The organism is Marinobacter antarcticus (assembly GCF_011049865.1).
GTDB classification, from domain to species: Bacteria; Pseudomonadota; Gammaproteobacteria; order Pseudomonadales; family Oleiphilaceae; genus Marinobacter; species Marinobacter antarcticus_A.
Genome location: NZ_DRGY01000060.1, coordinates 1 through 17,856 on the forward strand (window position 1 = coordinate 1; position 17,856 = coordinate 17,856).

The 17,856-nt window shown below is 56.2% G+C and carries 18 protein-coding genes and 1 pseudogene; 12 read left to right on the forward strand and 7 right to left on the reverse strand.

Annotated elements, in window-relative coordinates; translation table 11 throughout:
* From ENI00_RS08045 to ENI00_RS08080, 8 genes and pseudogenes are all read left to right on the forward strand, one after another.
* Positions 1 to 607, forward strand: a pseudogene (locus ENI00_RS08045) (RNA polymerase-associated protein RapA); the annotation flags it as partial.
* Positions 608 to 735: 128 nt separating this feature from the next.
* Positions 736 to 3,183 (forward strand): acyl-CoA dehydrogenase, encoded by a 2,448-nt coding sequence (locus tag ENI00_RS08050; protein WP_304101187.1) that lies wholly within the window; start codon positions 736 to 738, stop codon positions 3,181 to 3,183.
* Positions 3,184 to 3,200: 17 nt separating this feature from the next.
* The gene (gene crcB, locus ENI00_RS08055) at positions 3,201 to 3,581 is read left to right on the forward strand and encodes a fluoride efflux transporter CrcB (RefSeq protein WP_304101157.1); all 381 of its coding nucleotides are present in this window, start codon (positions 3,201 to 3,203) and stop codon (positions 3,579 to 3,581) included.
* Between the two features lie 236 nt (positions 3,582 to 3,817).
* A complete protein-coding gene (locus ENI00_RS08060; RefSeq protein WP_041340064.1) occupies positions 3,818 to 4,024 on the forward strand; it encodes a cold-shock protein in 207 nt (68 codons plus the stop codon).
* A 152-nt stretch (positions 4,025 to 4,176) separates the two neighbouring features.
* A complete protein-coding gene (locus ENI00_RS08065; protein ID WP_304101159.1) occupies positions 4,177 to 4,752 on the forward strand; it encodes a glutathione S-transferase N-terminal domain-containing protein in 576 nt (191 codons plus the stop codon).
* A 55-nt stretch (positions 4,753 to 4,807) separates the two neighbouring features.
* Positions 4,808 to 6,484, forward strand: coding sequence for a dihydroxy-acid dehydratase (ilvD, locus tag ENI00_RS08070; RefSeq protein ID WP_304101161.1), 1,677 nt, complete (start codon positions 4,808 to 4,810; stop codon positions 6,482 to 6,484).
* A 25-nt stretch (positions 6,485 to 6,509) separates the two neighbouring features.
* Positions 6,510 to 7,517 carry a D-alanyl-D-alanine endopeptidase gene (pbpG, locus tag ENI00_RS08075; protein WP_304101164.1) on the forward strand — a complete coding sequence of 336 codons (1,008 nt, stop codon included), beginning with the start codon at positions 6,510 to 6,512 and terminating at the stop codon, positions 7,515 to 7,517.
* A 47-nt stretch (positions 7,518 to 7,564) separates the two neighbouring features.
* Positions 7,565 to 8,044, forward strand: a complete 480-nt coding sequence (locus tag ENI00_RS08080; protein ID WP_304101166.1) for an asparaginase domain-containing protein — start codon at positions 7,565 to 7,567, stop codon at positions 8,042 to 8,044.
* A gap of 9 nt (positions 8,045 to 8,053) precedes the next feature.
* On the opposite strand, the gene ENI00_RS08085 is transcribed toward ENI00_RS08080, so the two are convergent.
* Together ENI00_RS08085 and ENI00_RS08090 are read right to left on the reverse strand one after the other, a co-directional pair.
* On the reverse strand, positions 8,054 to 8,746 hold the full coding sequence (locus ENI00_RS08085) for a pseudouridine synthase (protein WP_304101168.1): 693 nt from the start codon (positions 8,744 to 8,746) through the stop codon (positions 8,054 to 8,056).
* Between the two features lie 64 nt (positions 8,747 to 8,810).
* Positions 8,811 to 10,061: a lytic murein transglycosylase gene (locus ENI00_RS08090; RefSeq protein WP_414674231.1), complete on the reverse strand. Its 1,251-nt coding sequence runs from the start codon at positions 10,059 to 10,061 to the stop codon at positions 8,811 to 8,813.
* 212 nt (positions 10,062 to 10,273) lie between these two features.
* Here ENI00_RS08090 and ENI00_RS08095 point away from each other — a divergent pair, with 212 nt between their 5' ends.
* Positions 10,274 to 11,155, forward strand: coding sequence for a response regulator (locus ENI00_RS08095; protein WP_304101169.1), 882 nt, complete (start codon positions 10,274 to 10,276; stop codon positions 11,153 to 11,155).
* A gap of 7 nt (positions 11,156 to 11,162) precedes the next feature.
* On the opposite strand, the gene phoR is transcribed toward ENI00_RS08095, so the two are convergent.
* The 5 genes from phoR to ENI00_RS08120 form a co-directional block, all read right to left on the reverse strand.
* A complete protein-coding gene (gene phoR, locus ENI00_RS08100; protein WP_304101171.1) occupies positions 11,163 to 12,455 on the reverse strand; it encodes a phosphate regulon sensor histidine kinase PhoR in 1,293 nt (430 codons plus the stop codon).
* 66 nt (positions 12,456 to 12,521) lie between these two features.
* Positions 12,522 to 13,214, reverse strand: a complete 693-nt coding sequence (phoB, locus tag ENI00_RS08105) for a phosphate regulon transcriptional regulator PhoB (RefSeq protein ID WP_304101173.1) — start codon at positions 13,212 to 13,214, stop codon at positions 12,522 to 12,524.
* Between the two features lie 91 nt (positions 13,215 to 13,305).
* Positions 13,306 to 14,193 (reverse strand): 4-hydroxybenzoate octaprenyltransferase, encoded by an 888-nt coding sequence (gene ubiA / locus ENI00_RS08110; RefSeq protein WP_304101175.1) that lies wholly within the window; start codon positions 14,191 to 14,193, stop codon positions 13,306 to 13,308.
* 53 nt (positions 14,194 to 14,246) lie between these two features.
* Positions 14,247 to 14,822, reverse strand: coding sequence for a chorismate--pyruvate lyase family protein (locus ENI00_RS08115; protein ID WP_304101177.1), 576 nt, complete (start codon positions 14,820 to 14,822; stop codon positions 14,247 to 14,249).
* Positions 14,803 to 15,360: a hypoxanthine-guanine phosphoribosyltransferase gene (locus tag ENI00_RS08120; RefSeq protein WP_304101179.1), complete on the reverse strand. Its 558-nt coding sequence runs from the start codon at positions 15,358 to 15,360 to the stop codon at positions 14,803 to 14,805. Before ENI00_RS08120 ends, ENI00_RS08115 begins: the two co-directional genes overlap by 20 nt.
* Positions 15,361 to 15,629: 269 nt before the next feature.
* Here ENI00_RS08120 and ENI00_RS08125 point away from each other — a divergent pair, with 269 nt between their 5' ends.
* The 3 genes from ENI00_RS08125 to ENI00_RS08135 all read left to right on the forward strand — a co-directional run.
* The gene (locus tag ENI00_RS08125; protein ID WP_304101181.1) at positions 15,630 to 15,797 is read left to right on the forward strand and encodes a rubredoxin; all 168 of its coding nucleotides are present in this window, start codon (positions 15,630 to 15,632) and stop codon (positions 15,795 to 15,797) included.
* A gap of 19 nt (positions 15,798 to 15,816) precedes the next feature.
* Positions 15,817 to 16,971, forward strand: coding sequence for an NAD(P)/FAD-dependent oxidoreductase (locus tag ENI00_RS08130; protein ID WP_304101183.1), 1,155 nt, complete (start codon positions 15,817 to 15,819; stop codon positions 16,969 to 16,971).
* Between the two features lie 65 nt (positions 16,972 to 17,036).
* A partial coding sequence (locus ENI00_RS08135) for an acyl-CoA thioesterase (protein WP_304101185.1) occupies positions 17,037 to 17,856 on the forward strand: 820 nt, incomplete at its 3' end.

The window sequence follows — 17,856 nt, forward strand, 5'->3', positions numbered from 1 at the left end:
CCAGCATGCGTTGGAGCGTGAAGACATTGCGTTCATGAGCTGGGAGCATCCCATGGTGACCGGTGTGATGGACTCGGTGACCAGCTCCGGGCTGGGTAAGGCGGCGCTGGCCAGTTTGTCCGTCAAGGCGTTGCCGCCGGGTACGCTACTGATGGAGGCGCTGTTTACGGTGCACTGCCCCGCGCCGGAAGCGCTGCAACTGACTCGCTATCTGCCGGTTTCGCCCCTGCGCCTGTTGGTGGATGTGAACGGTAAAGAACTCTCCGCGGCCCTTCCCCATGACCGTCTGAACGACCTCTGTTCAAATATTCGCCGGCGTACCGCCCAGGCGATTGTGCCGCAGATCCGGCCCCAGGTGGAAACCATGGTGGATCACGTGGAACGTCTTTCTGCGCCGCATCTGGGGCCGCTGAAGCAAAAAGCGCTGGACCGGTTGGCCGCAAACTTTGAGCCAGAGATTCGCCGGTTGGAAGCGCTTAAAGAGGTGAACCCGGCTATTCGAGAAGACGAAATCGACTACTTCCGGGACCGGCTTGAGGCTGCCCGCGAGGCAATAGGGCGCGCCAGTCTGGCTCTGGAAGGTATCCGGGTGATCATCACTGCGTGACGATGTCCGTTTCAAGAATCTGTAAACCCCTGGACGCTGCTGCACTTGCTGGTCAGTAGTCATCCGATGAGATACCGTAAACGTAACGATTTGCAGACTTTAACCATGGTTGACAGAGAGAACCTATGATGACTTTTATTCTGTTTCTAGTGGCGCTGGTAGCCTTATTGGTTGTCATGCGGCAAGAATCCGGTGCCAGACCGGCGATTGGTGTAATGGTTGTGGTTGGTGTGCTATCGATGATTTTTGCATCCGGGTGGCTGGCCTTCGTGCTTTTTATCGGAGCCGCGATTACGGCTGCGGCCGGGTTGCCGGCACTGCGCCAGAGCTGGCTGACGCCCCGCGTGTTTGCCATGTTCAAAAACGTTGCCCCGAAGGTTTCCGACACTGAGAAGGTCGCTCTGGAAGCGGGCACTGTAGGCTGGGACGGCGAGCTGTTTACGGGGCGTCCGGATTGGCACAATCTTTTGATTAACCGCCACACCGGCCTGAGCGAAGAAGAGCAGGCCTTTGTGGACAATCAGTGCGTTCATGCCATATCCATGTGCGATGCCTGGGATATTGCCGTCGAGCGCGCCGATCTTCCGAAAGAACTTTGGGATTTTCTCAAGAAAGAAAAGTTCTTCGGCATGATCATTCCAAAGGAGTATGGCGGGCTGGGCTTTTCCGCCAAGGCTCAAACGGCGGTTCTGCAGAAGATTGCAGCCAATGAAATGCTGATGGTTTCGGTAGGCGTGCCCAATTCGCTCGGCCCCGGTGAGTTGCTGCTCAAATACGGTACAGACGAACAGAAAGACCACTATCTTCCACGCTTGGCGGATGGCCGCGAAATACCTTGCTTTGGCCTCACAGGCCCCCGCGCTGGCTCGGATGCAACCTCACTGCCGGATGCCGGCATTGTGTGTAAACGCAAGATAGACGGCAAAGACGTTGTTGGCATCAAACTGGATTTCGAAAAGCGCTGGATTACGCTTGCGCCCATTGCCACCGTTGTCGGGCTGGCGTTTCGCATGTTTGACCCGGACGGCCTGCTGGGCGACACCAAGGATTATGGCATTACCTGTGCGTTGATACCCCGTAACACCGAGGGTATGGAAATCGGGCGTCGCCACTGTCCTATCGGCAGCCCGTTCCTGAATGGCCCGATCATTGGCAAAGACGTCTTTATACCTCTGGATTATATTATCGGTGGCCTGGAAATGGCCGGGCAGGGCTGGCGTATGCTGGTTGAATGTCTCTCTGTAGGCCGCTGTATCACGCTGCCTTCCGGCGCCGCCGGCTCGGCCGCCTATGCGGTGGGTACAGCCGGCGGTTTCACCCGAATTCGCCGTCAGTTCAACACGCCCGTGGCCGACATGGAGGGCGTGCAGGAGCCCCTGGCGCGCATTGCGGCCAAGACCTACATTGCGCAATCTGCGGTTAACCACACCGCAAACATGATCGATAAAGGCGAAAAGCCTGCCGTTCCGTCAGCGATTCTCAAGTATCACCTGACCGAAATGCAGCGTGAGATTCTTACCGATGCCATGGATGTTCACGGTGGCAAAACAGTGACGCTTGGCCCACGTAACTATCTGGGTATTGGCTACAGTGGTTCTGCCGTCTCGATTACGGTGGAAGGTGCCAACATCATGACCCGCAGCCTGATGATATTCGGCCAGGGGGCTATTCGCTGTCATCCGTACGTGCTTAAAGAGCTCGCTGCGAAGGATAACGACGATATCAACGCGTTCGATGAAGCCTTCTTCGGCCACGCCGGCCTTGTTTTCGGCAACGCGGCTCGGGCCTTCACCCAGGCGTTTGGCCTAGGCCGTGCGAGCGTTCCGTTCGACAGTTCCAGCCAAAAATACGCTCAGGCAGTTGCACGCTTCAGCGCTGCTTTTGGCTTGTGCTCTGATGCGGCCATGACCACTCTGGGCAGCGACTTGAAAATGCGCGAACTGATCTCTGCCCGCCTTGGCGACATGCTGTCTAACCTTTACCTGGCGTCGATGGTGCTCAAAAACTGGCACGAAACCCAGCCGGTTGAAGGGGAAAAAGAAGTGATGCAGTACAGCCTTGGCTATCTGCTGCATCGCACCGAAGAAGCTCTGGATGGCTTCCTCAGGAATCTGCCGAACCGGGCCGTCGCCGTGGTTTTGCGCGCTGTTACTTTGCCCCTGGGCCGGCGCTGGGATAATCCCCACGATGATTTGGCACGCAAGCTCGCGAGATTCATTTCGACCGATACGCCCATTCGGCACAAGCTGCTTGCCAGTACCTGGACAACAGAAGGCGAAGGCGCGGTAGAAAATCCGGTAGCCCGCTACAACGGTTTGCTGAAGGACTATGACAAAGCAGAGCAACTCTATCGTAAAGCGACCAAGGCCTACGCCAAGGGCGAATTGCCGATGACCGCGCTGCACCCTGAAGAGCGTTTTGAAGCGGCCCTGGAGGCGGGTATTTATACCAAGGAAGAAGCTGATTTCATGCGGGAGTACGAAGCGGTTGTTCTGGAAATGCTCACCGTGGACGATTTCCCGTTTGATGAATTTGCCCGTAACAAGGAAACCCTGATTGATCACAATCCCGCGTAACAGGACAGGCCGCCGCCATGTGGTTGTCGCTCCTTGCCGTTAGCGTTGGCGCCGTTATTGGCGCCAACCTGCGCTGGTGGCTGGGATTGTGGCTGAACACCAGCTATCACGCGATTCCATTGGGAACCCTCGCAGCCAACCTTGGTGGAGGTTGGCTGATTGGCTTACTGATCGGCTATTTCAGTCATGGCAGTACCCTGGCGCCCGAGTGGCGGCTGTTTGCCATCACCGGTTTGTGTGGTGCTCTGACAACCTTCTCCACGTTTTCTCTGGAGATGTTTGCCGCGATTCAGGACGGTAAATGGCCAATGGCCATAGCCGGCGTTCTGGTCCATGTTATTGGTTCCATCTTGATGACGGCGCTGGGTATTTACACCTTTAGTCTGGTGAAAGGTTGATCCGTGATACTACCTACATGAATTATCAGAAATCGGCTTGGCAAGCATAAGATTCAGGAGTAGAGTCCCTAATTAAGGAAAGATTTAGGAAAGCATTTCATGAATAAGACGTACTCCGCAGTTAGTAGTGACCGTCCTGTTTTTGATTCCGCAAGTTCTGTTTTTCCGCAAAACGCTGACCGGCCACAATGAGTGAATGGCAGCAGATAATATGATTGATTTCAGGAAGTTTAAGTATGTCTACTACTACCGGTACTGTTAAGTTCTTCAATGAAGCAAAGGGCTTTGGCTTTATCACTCGTGAAGGCGGCCCGGACGTTTTTGTTCACTACAGCGCTATTCAGGGCAGCGGTTTCAAAACTCTGGCAGAAGGCCAGCAAGTTGAGTTCACCGTGACCCAGGGCCAGAAAGGTCCCCAGGCGGAAAACGTTACTGCTCTCTGATCCCACCGGGATAGAGCAATAACCGTCAAAAAGGCAGCTTCGGCTGCCTTTTTTTGCTGTAAGAAACCTGTAATTTCTCCTGCGCAGGGGCGCTGATGTGGTACATTTCAGCCATACACATAGACCTACTGGGTTAGACAACCGGAGCGCATATGAAGCTGATTGGATCAACTACCTCACCCTACGTTCGACGCATTCGTATCCTGCTGGACGAAGAGCGCTATGATTTTGTTAATCTCGACATTTACGGTGCAGACCGCGACGAAATTCGGCGGAATAATCCGGCGCTTAAAATCCCCGTGCTCGAAAGCGACGGCCAGGATATTTATGACTCACGAATAATCTCTCGCTACGTCAGCGCCAAGCAGGGAAGAGATCCTCTCACCTGGGATCAGCAGAACCAGCTTACGTTGATTGATGGTGCTAACGACTCAGCTGTGATCTTGCTGTTAGCCAAACGCTCCGGGCTGGATGTCGATTCCCCGGGCGTGTTGTTTTTTGAACTTCAGCGCGAACGCATTATGACCACTATGCGTACCCTCGCCGCTCAGGTAGAAGACGGGCAGTTTGAAGAATGGAATTACCCGGCGATCTGCCTCTATTGTCTGGTGGACTGGCTGGATTTTCGCGACCTGGTGCACTTCAATGGCATCGAAAGCCTGCTCGCTTTCCGTGACAGCCGAAAGACCAACCCCTGGGTTGCCGAAACAGATCCGCGTCAAGCCTGACACACAAGCCGCACGGACAAAGAGTGCCTGGCCAACGCTTTTTAAGGAGAGACTGATGACCGATGACAAACGCCGCCGCTATTCTGCCCCAGTGGTGGACGGTATTGGTAAGTCCGCTGGCCGGGCCATGCTCCGGGCCGTTGGTTTTACCGATGAAGACTTCCGCAAACCCCAGATTGGTATTGCTTCCACCTGGAGCAATCTGACGCCTTGTAACATGCACATCAACGAGCTGGCGGAGGCGTCTTCCGCCGGTGCCGATTCCGCCGGTGGCAAAGCGCTGATCTTCAATACCATCACGGTTTCCGACGGCATTGCCAACGGCACGCTTGGCATGAAGTACTCCCTCGTGTCCCGGGAAGTCATCGCCGACTCTATCGAAACCGTGGCGGGCTGTGAGGGCTTCGACGGACTGGTGGCCATCGGAGGCTGTGACAAGAATATGCCGGGTTGCGTTATGGGCCTGGCCCGCCTGAACCGGCCATCGGTGTTTGTCTATGGCGGTACCATTTTGCCGGGTGAAAATCACACCGATATTGTCTCTGTGTTCGAGGCGGTAGGCGCCCATGCTCGCGGTGATCTGGATCTGATCGAAGTAAAACAGATTGAGGAAACGGCCATTCCCGGCCCGGGTTCCTGTGGCGGAATGTACACTGCCAATACCATGGCATCAGCGATTGAAGCTATGGGTATGAGCCTGCCAGGAAGTTCTGCACAGAACGCTGTGTCCAAGAACAAGATGGACGATTGCCGTGCCGCGGGCGCTGCGGTTTTGAACCTGCTGGACAAAGACATAAAGCCTTCGGACATTATGACCCGCGAGGCATTTGAAAACGGCATTGTTGTTGTGATCGCGCTTGGAGGCTCAACCAATGCGGTTCTGCATCTTTTGGCCATGGCCAGTACGATGGGTGTTGAGCTGAGCCTTGAAGATTTTGTAGACATCGGCAAGCGCGTACCTGTGCTCGCAGACTTGCGGCCTAGCGGCCATTACATGATGTCGGAACTGGTTGCCATTGGTGGCATTCAGCCTCTAATGAAAATGCTGTTGGAACGAGGCCTGCTGCACGGAAATTGCCTGACCGTAACCGGACAAACGCTGGCAGAAAATCTGGAAGGTGTTGAGCCCTATCCCGAAGCCCAGGACATCATTCACGCCTTCGATAACCCCGTCAAAGCGGATAGCCATTTGCGCATTCTCTATGGCAACCTGGCTCCAGAGGGTTCGGTGGCCAAAATAACGGGTAAGGAAGGCACGCATTTCACCGGCCGCGCTCGGGTATTCCACTCCGAAGAAGAAGCGCAGGAAAAGATTCTTGATGGTTCTGTCGTTGCCGGTGACGTATTGGTTATCCGTTACGAGGGCCCCAAAGGTGGCCCGGGTATGCGTGAAATGCTGAGCCCCACGTCGGCCATTATGGGCAAAGGACTTGGCAACGATGTGGCGTTGATTACCGACGGTCGTTTTTCCGGCGGAAGTCACGGATTTGTGGTGGGTCACATCACCCCGGAAGCCGCAGACGGCGGGCCTATTGCATTGGTTGAAGATGGCGACACCATCACCATTGATGCGGTTGCCAACAGTATCGAGTTGGACGTGTCGACGCAGGAGTTAGAGCGCCGGAGCCAAGCCTGGGTGGCGCCGCAACCGCGCTTTACCCGCGGCGTGCTGGCGAAATACGCCCGCACGGTAAGCTCTGCATCCACGGGCGCAGTGACCGATCTGCCTTGAAATTGTAATAAAAAGAGCGTGATAGATGCACAGAGTGAAACTGGTCAGCGTGTTGATGTGGTTGGTATTCAGCCTGCCAATCGCAGCCCACGCACAGCCGCACGATGCGGGCAAAGCTGATTCGGATGCACAGGGCCCGAAGCTGGCCTCCGTTAACGCGGCGGTGGCCCTGGTGGGCAGCAATGATCTGGTGTTCGGCAAGAACGCTGATCGGCCGGTGCCCCTGGCCTCTGTTACCAAGTTGATGACGGCGTTGGTGGTGCTTGAATCCGGTGCGTCTCTGAATGAATGGCTGGTGTTTCAGAAACGGCACACGCCGCCTGCGGCCAACGCGTACAGCCGCATCCGGATTGGCTCGCAGATGCGTCGTGCCGATGTGATGCGTATTGCACTAATGTCGTCAGAGAACTTTGCGGCCTACACCCTTGCGCGAAGTTATCAGGGGGGCTTTGATGGGTTTATTGAGGCCATGAACGCCAAAGCAAAAGCCCTTGGCATGACGGGTACCCGGTTTGTGGACCCAACGGGTCTTTCGGTTGAAAATCTCTCAACCGCAGGCGATCTGGTAAGGCTTGTTAATGCGCTTGCAAAGTATCCGGAGATTCGGGAGTACACCACAACCGAATATTTTCGTGGCCACTTTCGCAAGCCCCGTTACAGCTTGTCCTTTGGCAACACCAACGCTCTGGTACACCGCGAAAGTTGGGGTGTAGGGCTGAGCAAAACCGGCTATCTTTCACAAGCCGGGCGTTGTCTGGTGATGATCTCCAACATGAACGGCAAACAGGTAATAACGGTGTTGCTGGACTCGTTGGGTACCCGGTCGCCCATGGGGGACGCCGGACGTATCAAACGCTGGCTTGATACGGGCGCAAGCGGGCAGGTGGCGAAAGCCGCACGGCAATACGCGCGGGAAAAGAACGCGGCTTATCACGCCATGTCGAACCGTACTATTAGTTCGAACAATAGTTCGAACAGCAGTACGAACAGCATTACGAACAGTGCTTCGAGTAAGGCGGCACGTCTGAATTAAAGTGCGGCTGCAAGTACGTGCGACAAGCTTGGCAGGACACGAAACCCATGATCAGGATTTTTACCACCGGCGGCACCATCGACAAAGTGTACTTTGACGCCAACAGCGAGTTTGAGATCGGTGAGTCTCTCGTACCGGAACTGTTGGCGGAATCCAATATTCACAAAGGTTACCGCTTGCAGGGGTTGTTGCGTAAAGACAGTCTGGAGATGACGGATGAGGATCGGGGGCTGATTCTTGAAGCGGTCGCTGGCTGTCATAGCGACCATATTCTGATTACACACGGCACGGACACCATGGCAGAAACCGCTCAGGCACTGTCATCGGTGCGTGGCAAAACCATTGTGCTCACCGGGGCCATGCAGCCCGCCCGCATGCGCCGCAGTGACGCGGTATTCAATATCGGTTTTGCCTGGTCGGCAGTCCAGCTTTTACCGCCCGGCGTTTATATTGCCATGAACGGGGAAGTGTTCGAGGCCGGGGCCGTGCGCAAAAACCTGCAAGCTCAACGTTTCGAGCGCAGCTGAGCCCTGCCGTCAGCCCGCCGAGGCGATTTCCTGCTCGGTCAGTTCCCGATAGGCACCGGGTTCCAGTGTCAAATCGAGAACGATCTTGCCAATGCTCTGCCTGTGCAGCGCTTCCACATGGTTACCCACCGCCGCCAGCATGCGCTTGACCTGATGGTAGCGGCCTTCCGAAATCCTCAGTTCTATCAACTGCTGCTCCAGAACCTTTACGTGCGCGGGCTTTGTAGGCTTCGGATCGTTGTGAAGCATCACGCCGGTTTCCAGCACCTCAATGGCCGCGTCGGTAATGGGCGTGCTCAGGCTAACCCGGTAGGTTTTCAGCAGTTCCAGTTTTGGCGACGTGACCCTGTGGGACCATTGGCCGTCGGTGGTCAGCAGCATTAAGCCGGTGGTGTCTGCGTCGAGTCGGCCTGCGATGTGGAGGTTGCGGGTCATTTCCGGGGGCAGGAGATCCAGCGCGGTGGTGTGTTCGTTGTCGCGGGTCGCGCTGACAACGCCTGCAGGTTTGTTGAGCATCAGATAGCGCTCACCTGGCAATGTCAGTTGCCTTCCTTCCAGTATAATCTGAGCGCCCGTAGGCACATGGGTGCCGGTGCTTTTCCAGATCTCACCGTTCACCCCGACGCTACCAGCGTGTATGGCACGCCTGGCTTCTTTGCGTGAAAGAGGCGAGCTGCTTGCAATAAACTGATCAAGGCGCATGGTTTATGTAGTCCCTACTGAGGGCAGCTTGAGTGATTGAATCCATCAATAACGCACACCGCGATCAGGAATGGGTAACCTCTAACCCGTCAAGCAATTCCTGTCCTGGAAAACCGTCGGCGATCAGGCCTTTATCCTGTTGGTACTTCCGGATAGCGGAACGGGTTGCGGGCCCGAGTATGCCGTCGGGTTTACCTGCGTCGTAGCCACGCTCGCCCAGGGCAGCCTGAAGCTCAAGAATGGTGTTTCTCGAGAGTGCCGAAGTATCTTCCGGCGGCGGGTTCTGTAGCGTTCCGGCGCCGGCTATACGATCAGCAAGGTGCCCGACGGCAATGGCGTAAAACTCCGAACGGTTCCAGCCCATGATCACCTTGAAGTTGTGGTACGCCAGAAAAGCTGGCCCACGGTGGCCGGCGGGAACAATCAATGCCGCCTTGATATCTTCCTGCCCAAGACGCTTGCCAAATGCATCGGTGATGCCCAGGTCACGCCACTTGCTCAGTTCAAGGCGCCGGCCATCAGCCAGCGAGTAGTTGAAGTTTTCGGGTAACAGTACCTCCCGGCCCCAGCGATAATCGGCGTCCCAATTCATCGACTGGAGAAAGCGCCCGGCAGACATCATGGCGTCTGGCAGGCTGTGCCAGAGATCACGTTTTCCGTCGCCGTCGGCGTCCACGGCGTGCTTCAGAAACACGGTGGGCATAAACTGAACATGGCCCATAGCGCCGGCCCATGACCCCTCCATCTGATCTGCCGGTATGGAGCCTTCATCAATAATGCGCAGGGCCGCGATCAACTGTTTGGTAAAGAAAGTGCTGCGTCGGGCATCACAGGCCAGCGTTGTCAGCGAATCCGGCACAGACATTTTTCCGAAATAGCTGCCGAAGTTGGTCTCCAGTCCCCAGAATGCAACAAGATAGGGCGCGGGTACGCCGGTTGCTTCGGTAACCCTTTCCAGCAAGGCGCTGTGCTCTTTAATCAGCTCACGGCCCTTGTTTACCCTGTCATCGTTCACCCGACGGTTGAGGTAGTCTGCAAATGTGGTGGTGAACTCGGGTTGTTTGCGGTCCAGCTCTATGACGCGGTCTATGTGTTTGACCCCGGTCATCACGTCCTGGGCCGTTTTGGCGCTGACCCCGGCCGCAATGGCCTCTTCCTGAAGTCGCAGCTTGCACTCTTCAAAGCCCTCCGGCGCTTTCGGGAGCGCGTCACTCTGTGCCAGTGCAGGCAGTGCACAAATAGCCATCAGGGCCGATACGGACAGGCGACACGCCATGCGCCGATTGGGAAGAATGTTTGCAAACTTGGTCAGCACGCGAAACCTCGGTCAGGGTAAAGGGTGTGGGCGATATCAGCCCCATGGTAGCGTGTTTTCGAGCCGGGGAAACACATTACTAAGCGACCGGGGGTGACGGTTCTTTAACCTGCAGTTTTTGCGTTTGAAGTTTGTGGCTTTTTGTAGTCTGTGTGTTTTCCTTGAGGACCTTTGTTCTATAGTTGAGCGATACATTCGCAAGGGTTCGAAACATGGCAACGCTGAAAGCGCTGGTGGTTGATGACGCCAGTTTTGTAAGGGATCTGGTTAAGCGCACGATACGCCAGCGCTTTCCCGTCATAGAGACGACCGATGCCCAGAATGGCCGCAGGGCGCAGTCGCTTATGTCACGGGTAACGTTTGACCTGATTCTGTGCGACTGGGAAATGCCGGAGATGTCTGGTCTTGAATTGCTACAGTGGATGCGTCAGCAACCCCAGTATGAGAAAACGCCGTTTATCATGATTACCAGTCGCGGCGACAAGGATCATGTCATCAAAGCGGTGCAGGAGGGCGCCTCTGAATACCTTGGTAAGCCTTTCAGCCCGGAAGGATTGAGCAAAAAAATCATCAAGGTGATGGGAAAAGCTCTGGCGTCTGCGATGGATAGGAGTGGCAAATCCATGGCGGGCCCGGCAGACGCGTTCAAGGAGTCGGCTGCCTTGCTCACGCAAAAGCGCGAGCCCGCGGCCCCGACGGCAAGTCAGCCTGAGCCGCCAAGCACAGACCCCGGGCATGCGACCCCGGAGAGCTCTCCGGCGGCGGCCACAAAAAGCAGCCTGAGCCTGGCGTCGGTCCGCTTTGCGCAGAGCACGCTGAAGTCGGTCGTCAAGGATATCAATCTGACGGAAGTACGGGTGATTGCAAAGCGGGACCAGGCGTTTCCCGGCATTCTGGAGCAGGCCGTGGTGGATATAGACACCGGCGAAGGCCAGATGGCAAGGCTGAACGGCTATGTGCACCAGTTACAGGCGGTGGACAAGCGCCAGGATACGGACTTTGTCAGCGTTACCATCCGGTTTGTGGATGAGGATCCCCAAAAGCTGGAGGACCTGTCCCGATTTGTCGCTCGCTTCCGGGCTGGTAAGCGCTGAACGTTCCCTATATCAAGCGCTCCGGGGGAAAGTGACAGATAAATTCACTGCCCTCACAAAGCCGGCTGTGGATGTCCAGAGTGCCATCGTGATTGAGCAACACGTGTTTAACGATGGCCAGGCCCAGCCCGGTCCCCCCCGTATCTTTATGGCGGCTGGGATCGGCACGGTAAAAACGCTCCGTGAGCCGGGGAATATGAACCTGATCGATGCCGGCACCGGTATCTTTCACCGAGAGGTGTCCACCCTCGGCGTTGGCAAACCAGCAGACGGTGATTCGGCCCCGGGCGGGCGTGTACTTGACCGCGTTGAATATCAGATTTGAAAACGCGCTGCGCAGCTGGTTTTCATCGCCTTTGAGCCGATGTGGATCGGGCGTCTGAAAGACAATCTCATGCTGATTCTCGCCGCTGAGTGTTCTGGCATCCTGACAGATCTGCCCGACCAGTTTGCCAACGTCTGTTGTCGCCTCCGTTGCTGACTGCTCATCGGTTTCGATTCGGGACAGCAGAATGAGATCGGTAATCAGTGTTTCCATGCGGAACGACTGGGTTGCCATGGTGTTGATCGCCCGCTGCCATTTGGCCGGCAGATCATCGGCGTTGTCCATCAACGTTTCCAGATAGCCGCTGATCACCGTTAGCGGCGTTCGCATTTCATGGGAAACGTTACTCACGAAATCCCGGCGCATCTGCTCCAACTGGTGCAGGCGAGTGACATCCTTGGCAACGATGAGGCGGTCATTCTCTCCGAACAGGCTGATCTGGATCTGCAGGCTGATTTGGGGTTTTGCAGGTGAAATCAGCTCCAGCGGCTCGCGGTAATTTTTGGCGTCGAAATAGGATTTGAAGGCGGGTGTGCGTATCAGGTTGTAAATGTACTGTCCCTGATCCGTGCTGCGACGAAACCCCAGCAGGTGCTCTGCCGAGCCATTCCACCACTCCATGGCGCCGCGCGCATCGGTCATGATGACGCCATCGTGCATGGCATTAGTGGACTCCTGAATGCGGTCGATTCTGGCCCGCAGTCGATCCCGGGTGTGCAGATAGTTCTGGTTGAGTTTATTCAGTTTTTCGAAGAGGTCGCCCCAGATACCAATACTCTGGGGTGCTTCATCCGTCGCAGAGGGGTCTGCCAGCCATTGCGACAGGCGCCGGATCTGGGTGTATGTCCACAGCAGATAGATTCCCAGCCCGATGGTTAGCCCGTAAACCGGATACCCCAGATACCAACCGGCAAGCGTAGTGCCTGCGAGGCCAGCAAGGGTGTAGCGCAGATGCCGCGACCGGTTTTGCTGCATGAAAGACTGCCCTGTGTTGTTCTTGTGGTTTGTGCCGGCCTCTGTCAGACGGGTCGGGGTAAAGAATCAGGCAGGCTGGGTAGAAAACCGGTAACCGGCGCCTCTCACCGTCTGAATAAGATAGTCGTGGCGTTCCCCCAGCGCTTTGCGCAAGCGCCGGATGTGCACATCAACGGTTCGCTCCTCAACGTATACATTCCCGCCCCATACCTGGTCCAGAAGCTGCGAGCGGGTATACACCCGTTCCTGATGCGCCATAAAGAATTGCAGCAGGCGGTACTCGGTTGGCCCTATGTTGAGCGAGCTTTCGTTTGCGCTCACACGATGGCTTGAAGGGTCCAGGGTAAGCCCGTCTACCTCAATGGGTGCATCGATACCGGGAGGCGTGGCGCGGCGAAGCACGGCCTTCAGGCGTGCGACCAGTTCTCTGGGGCTGAATGGTTTGGTGATGTAATCATCGGCGCCCACTTCCAGACCGCGGATCTTGTTGTCTTCCTCAACTTTGGCCGTCAGCATGATGATCGGGATGCCTGCGGTGGTCTCTTCTTTTTTCAGGCGTCTCGCAAGCTCTATGCCGCTGGTGCCCGGGAGCATCCAGTCCAGCAGTATAATGTCCGGTTGCCTGTCGATAATCAGGGCGTGGGCTTCAAGGGCGTCTGCGGCCTCCAGACATTCATAATCGGCCATTTCCAGAGCAACAGCGATCATTTCGCGGATGGCAGGCTCGTCATCGACAATCAGGACGGTTTTTCCAGACATAAGCTATAACCTGTTTGAGACCTGGATTTGTTGCAGGCCCATTACAACGCCCCAATGTTACAAGTATGTGACAGTCCTGGTCAGGAAAGAATCAGGAAAGAACAAGATCAATAACGAGGCCGGAAAAAACCGCAAATCCCGCCCAGTTATTGTTCAGAAATGCCTTAAAGCAACCGTCACGTTCTCGATCTTTAGCCAGGTGCTGGTGGTAGATAAACAGGCACGCCATGGCCATCAGGCCCAGATAGTAGAAGGTACCCAGCTCACATCGATGGCCCACGATCGCGAGGATCAACACCACCATGGCCTGAAGTACGCCAATAATCGCCAGGTCGGCATTGCCAAAGAGGATGGCTGTCGATTTGATGCCGACTTTCAGATCGTCGTCACGATCAACCATGGCGTAGAACGTATCGTAGGCAACGGTCCAGAGCACATTGGCCGTGAACAGCAGCCAAGTGACCTGGCTGAGTTCGCCCGCCTCTGCGGCCCATGCCATCGGTATGGCCCAGGAGAAGGCAGCGCCGAGAAACAGTTGCGGCAGATGGGTGTAGCGTTTGGTGAAGGGGTAGATAAACGCCAATACCGCGCCGCCGAAGGACAGGTAAAGGGTGAGGGTGTTGGTAAACAGTAGCACCATCAGGAATGAGACGATGCACAGCCCACCGAACAGGGCGAGTGCTTCCCAGGCATTCACCCGGCCGGTGGTTAGTGGGCGATCTTTGGTACGTTCAACATGCTTGTCCCAATCGCGATCCGCAAAGTCGTTGATGGCGCATCCGGCGGCGCGCATGAAGAAAACGCCCAGAGTAAACACGATGACGTTGCCAATACCGGGGCTGCCGTCAGCGGCAAGCCAGAGCGCCCAGTAGGTCGGCCACAGCAAGAGCAGTGTGCCGATGGGACGATTGATACGCAGCAGTCGGGCGTAGTCGGTGAGTCGGCTCTTTATGGAGTCTGGCACGGCATCAAACAACATCGATCTATCCATTCGCAGGCGTGGGTGAAAACCAGAGCGTTTTCAGTGTTTCGTCAGTTCTGGCGATACAGTACCGGAAGCAGGTATTCGCCCACCAGCAGTTCGCTATGGTTATTGCTGAACACAGAGCGGCGTGCAATTTCTGGAACATCACGGCGGCCCTGGCTATTGCAAAGCCCGGTTTCAAGCGGTCCGCGTTGCCAGCCCCGGCTGCTGAAAAGATAAGCACCCAGCGGCTTATTGCCAAGGTGAAGAAGGCGACGGCCTTCACCTGTAAGACACACCAGAGGAATAACCGTACGGGCGAGAACCCAGGGCTGGCCGTCTCCGCAAAGACGTACTTCGCGGATCCATGCGCGCTGGCGCAGGGGGATTTTGAGGCGTCTGGCTTCTTCAAGGGTCGGCGCCGCAAAGCCTTCGCGTTGCACTTCAACGTGAAACGAACGCACGCAGTTTTTCTGCAGTGCACGGGTAAAAGACCCTTCTACCTGCAGCCAGTGTCGGGCCGGGCCATGAACGTCCGGATTACGGAGGCCGGCCGCGGCGAGAGACCGATACCACTCGGTTGGCGGGATGAACAGGCTCGCGTGGTCTTCGCCAATCTTAATATCAGAGGCCTTTAACGGCATAGATCCCTGGAGCGTTGCGCCAGTATCCTTTGTAGTCCATGCCGTAACCAAACAGGAAGCGGTCTTCCACGTTCAACCCGGTGAAGTCTGCCTTGAGATCCGGGCGGGCCTTGCGGTCGTGCTGCTTGTCGACCAGCACGGCTGTCAGCACCTGCGTTGCGCCGTGGGCTAAACAATAGTCAGCGATAGCGCACAGAGTGGTGCCTTCGTCGAGAATGTCGTCAACGATCAAAATGATACGGTCTTTCATGTCCGCTTCAGGCTGGAGTTTCCACTCCAGAATGCCGCCGGTGGTTTCTTGCCGGTAGCGCGTTGCGTGAAGATATTCTGCCTGCACCGGGAACCTGAGCTGCGGAAGCAGTTGCCCGGTAACAATAAGCCCGCCGTTCATGACGCAAAGCAGCAGCGGATTGCTGCCTTTGAGGCGGCCAGTGATGTCGTCGGCCAGTTTACGGATAGCAGCCTGTACCTGTTGCTCATCAACCAGGCAATCAGCCTCGGCCATAACCTGATTCATTTCGGCGACGGTATCGGTCATAACGGTCGGTCCTGTCGTAAAACCGGCGATTATACCGGAGAGGGCCGGCGGAGGGGAGGGGGTTCACTGCCGACAATGGCCATAAAAAGCCTGGCAGGTAGGTCTTCTTCGGCATTGGTCAATCCGGATGTGCCGGGTATCATGGCATTGCAACGCTCACAAATGCATCGGCAGAGCGGACATCATGGCCTGCCGCCAAAAAGCATGTGCTTGGAGTCGTGTTCAATCATTAACATTGTGCCCACAAACCTGTGGCGGAGAGAGAGTGTATGAAGAAGTGGCAGTGCGTGGTATGTGGTCTGATTTACGATGAAGCGGAAGGTTGGCCTGAGGATGGCATCGAACCCGGAACCGCTTGGGACGACGTGCCCGAAGACTGGACCTGCCCCGATTGTGGCGTAGGCAAGGAAGATTTTGAAATGATCGAGATCAGTTGAACCGACACGGAGCATGGTTATGACAGAGCAGGGCCCCATCGTTATTGTCGGAACCGGTTTGGCGGGCTATTCCCTCGCTCGGGAGATTCGCAAACAGCACAAAGACGTCCCGATTGTGATGATCACCGCGGATGACGGCATCAGTTATTCCAAGCCCATGCTCTCCACCGGTTTTACCAAAGGTAAGGATGCTGAAGGCCTTGCTCAGGCGGCCACCGAGGCCATGGCGGAACAGCTGAACCTGAAACTGCGCACCTATACAACGGTGACCGGCATCGACACGGACAACCAAAGGTTGTTGCTGGGCGAGGAGAGTCTGTCTTACCGCAAACTGGTGCTTGCCTGGGGCGCAGATGTAATACGCCTGACTCTGCCGGGGGAGGGCCAGGAGCGCGTTTTCCCGATCAACGACCTGGGAGATTATCGGGCGTTTCGCAAGGCGTTGAAGCCAGGAAGCCGCGTGGCCATTATGGGTGCCGGGCTTATAGGCTGTGAATTTGCGAATGATCTGCGTAACGGCGGTTACGAAGTGGACGTGATTGCCCCTTCTGATGCGGTCATGCCGAGCCTACTGCCACCTGCGGCGGCCAATGCAGTGCAAACAGAGCTGGAAGCGCTGGGTGTGAGCTTTCACCTTGAAACGGTGGTTGAACGGATTGAGCCGGCAGACACGGGCCTGACCCTTTTCCTGGCTAACGGTGAAAAACGGCAGGCGGATCTGGTGATTTCTGCGGTGGGCCTGCGACCCCGAACGGAGTTGGCCCGCGCTGCGGGCATAGACACAGGCCGCGGGATCAAGGTCAACCGGGCGCTGGAAACGTCGGCGCAGAATGTGTATGCCCTGGGCGATTGCGCAGAGGTTGATGGCCATGTGCTGCTATACGTTTTGCCGCTGATGGCGTGTGCCCGGGCACTGGCTAAAACGCTTGTTGGAGTACGGACTGACGTGAGCTATGGCGCCATGCCGGTGATGATCAAAACACCTTGTTGTCCCGTGGCCGTCTGCCCCCCTCCCGCAGAGGCTGTCGGTTTTTGGGAGACTGAACAGGATGGCTCCCACGTAAAAACTTTATTCAAAAACGCGGACGGCGAAGTGCTGGGCTTTGCGGTAACCGGCCGTTTTGCTATAGAAAAGCAGGCATTGTCCAAAGTGGTACCGCCCATTCATTCGTGAATAGTGGTATTTTCTCGCTTAGGGTAAAGACTCGGTCGTGTGCTAACGAATCAACTGGAGCAGGCATGCTTGAAATCACAAAAAAACTGGTGGAACTGTTGTATTTGTCCCCCACCGGCGATGATCACTATCGGGGCGACAGCCAAGACCTGGGATTTCCCCACGTGTTCGGAGGACAGGTTCTCGGGCAGGCGCTTATGGCGGCCAGTCACACCGTTGAAGACCGCCTCTGTCATTCTATGCACGCCTATTTTTTGCGCCCGGGCAACCAACATATGCCCATTGATTACGAGGTTCAGCGGGTGCGCGATGGCCGCAGCTTTTCTGTTCGCAGGGTGATTGCCCGCCAGGATGGCAAGGAGATCCTGACCGGTTCCATGTCGTTTCATGTTGCGGAAGAAGGGTTTGAGCATCAGTTGGATATGCCCGACGCGCCAAACCCTGAAACCCTGCGCTCCGAGCAAGACTGGGGCAACATGATGGCGCTAGAGGTGGCAGAGCAGTTGCCCGAGAGAGTTCGGGAAATCTTGACGCGTGATCGCCCCATTGAAATCCGCCCGGTGGATCCGATGAATCCGCTTGCGCCGGAAAAACGCCCGCCCCACAAACAGAGCTGGCTTCGTGCTCTGGGGCCGCTACCGGATGACCCGGTTCTTCACCGTTGTCTACTAACCTACGCTTCGGATTTTTCGTTTTTGGGAACGTCCCTGAACCCCCACGGTGTGTCTTTCATGAACAAAGGCCTGCAGATCGCAAGCCTTGATCATGCCATCTGGTTTCACCGAAATTTCCGCATGGATGACTGGTTGCTGTACGACAAGGACAGCCCAAGCGCAACGTCCGGCCGGGGCTTCAATCGTGGCAACATTTTTAATCAGGACGGCG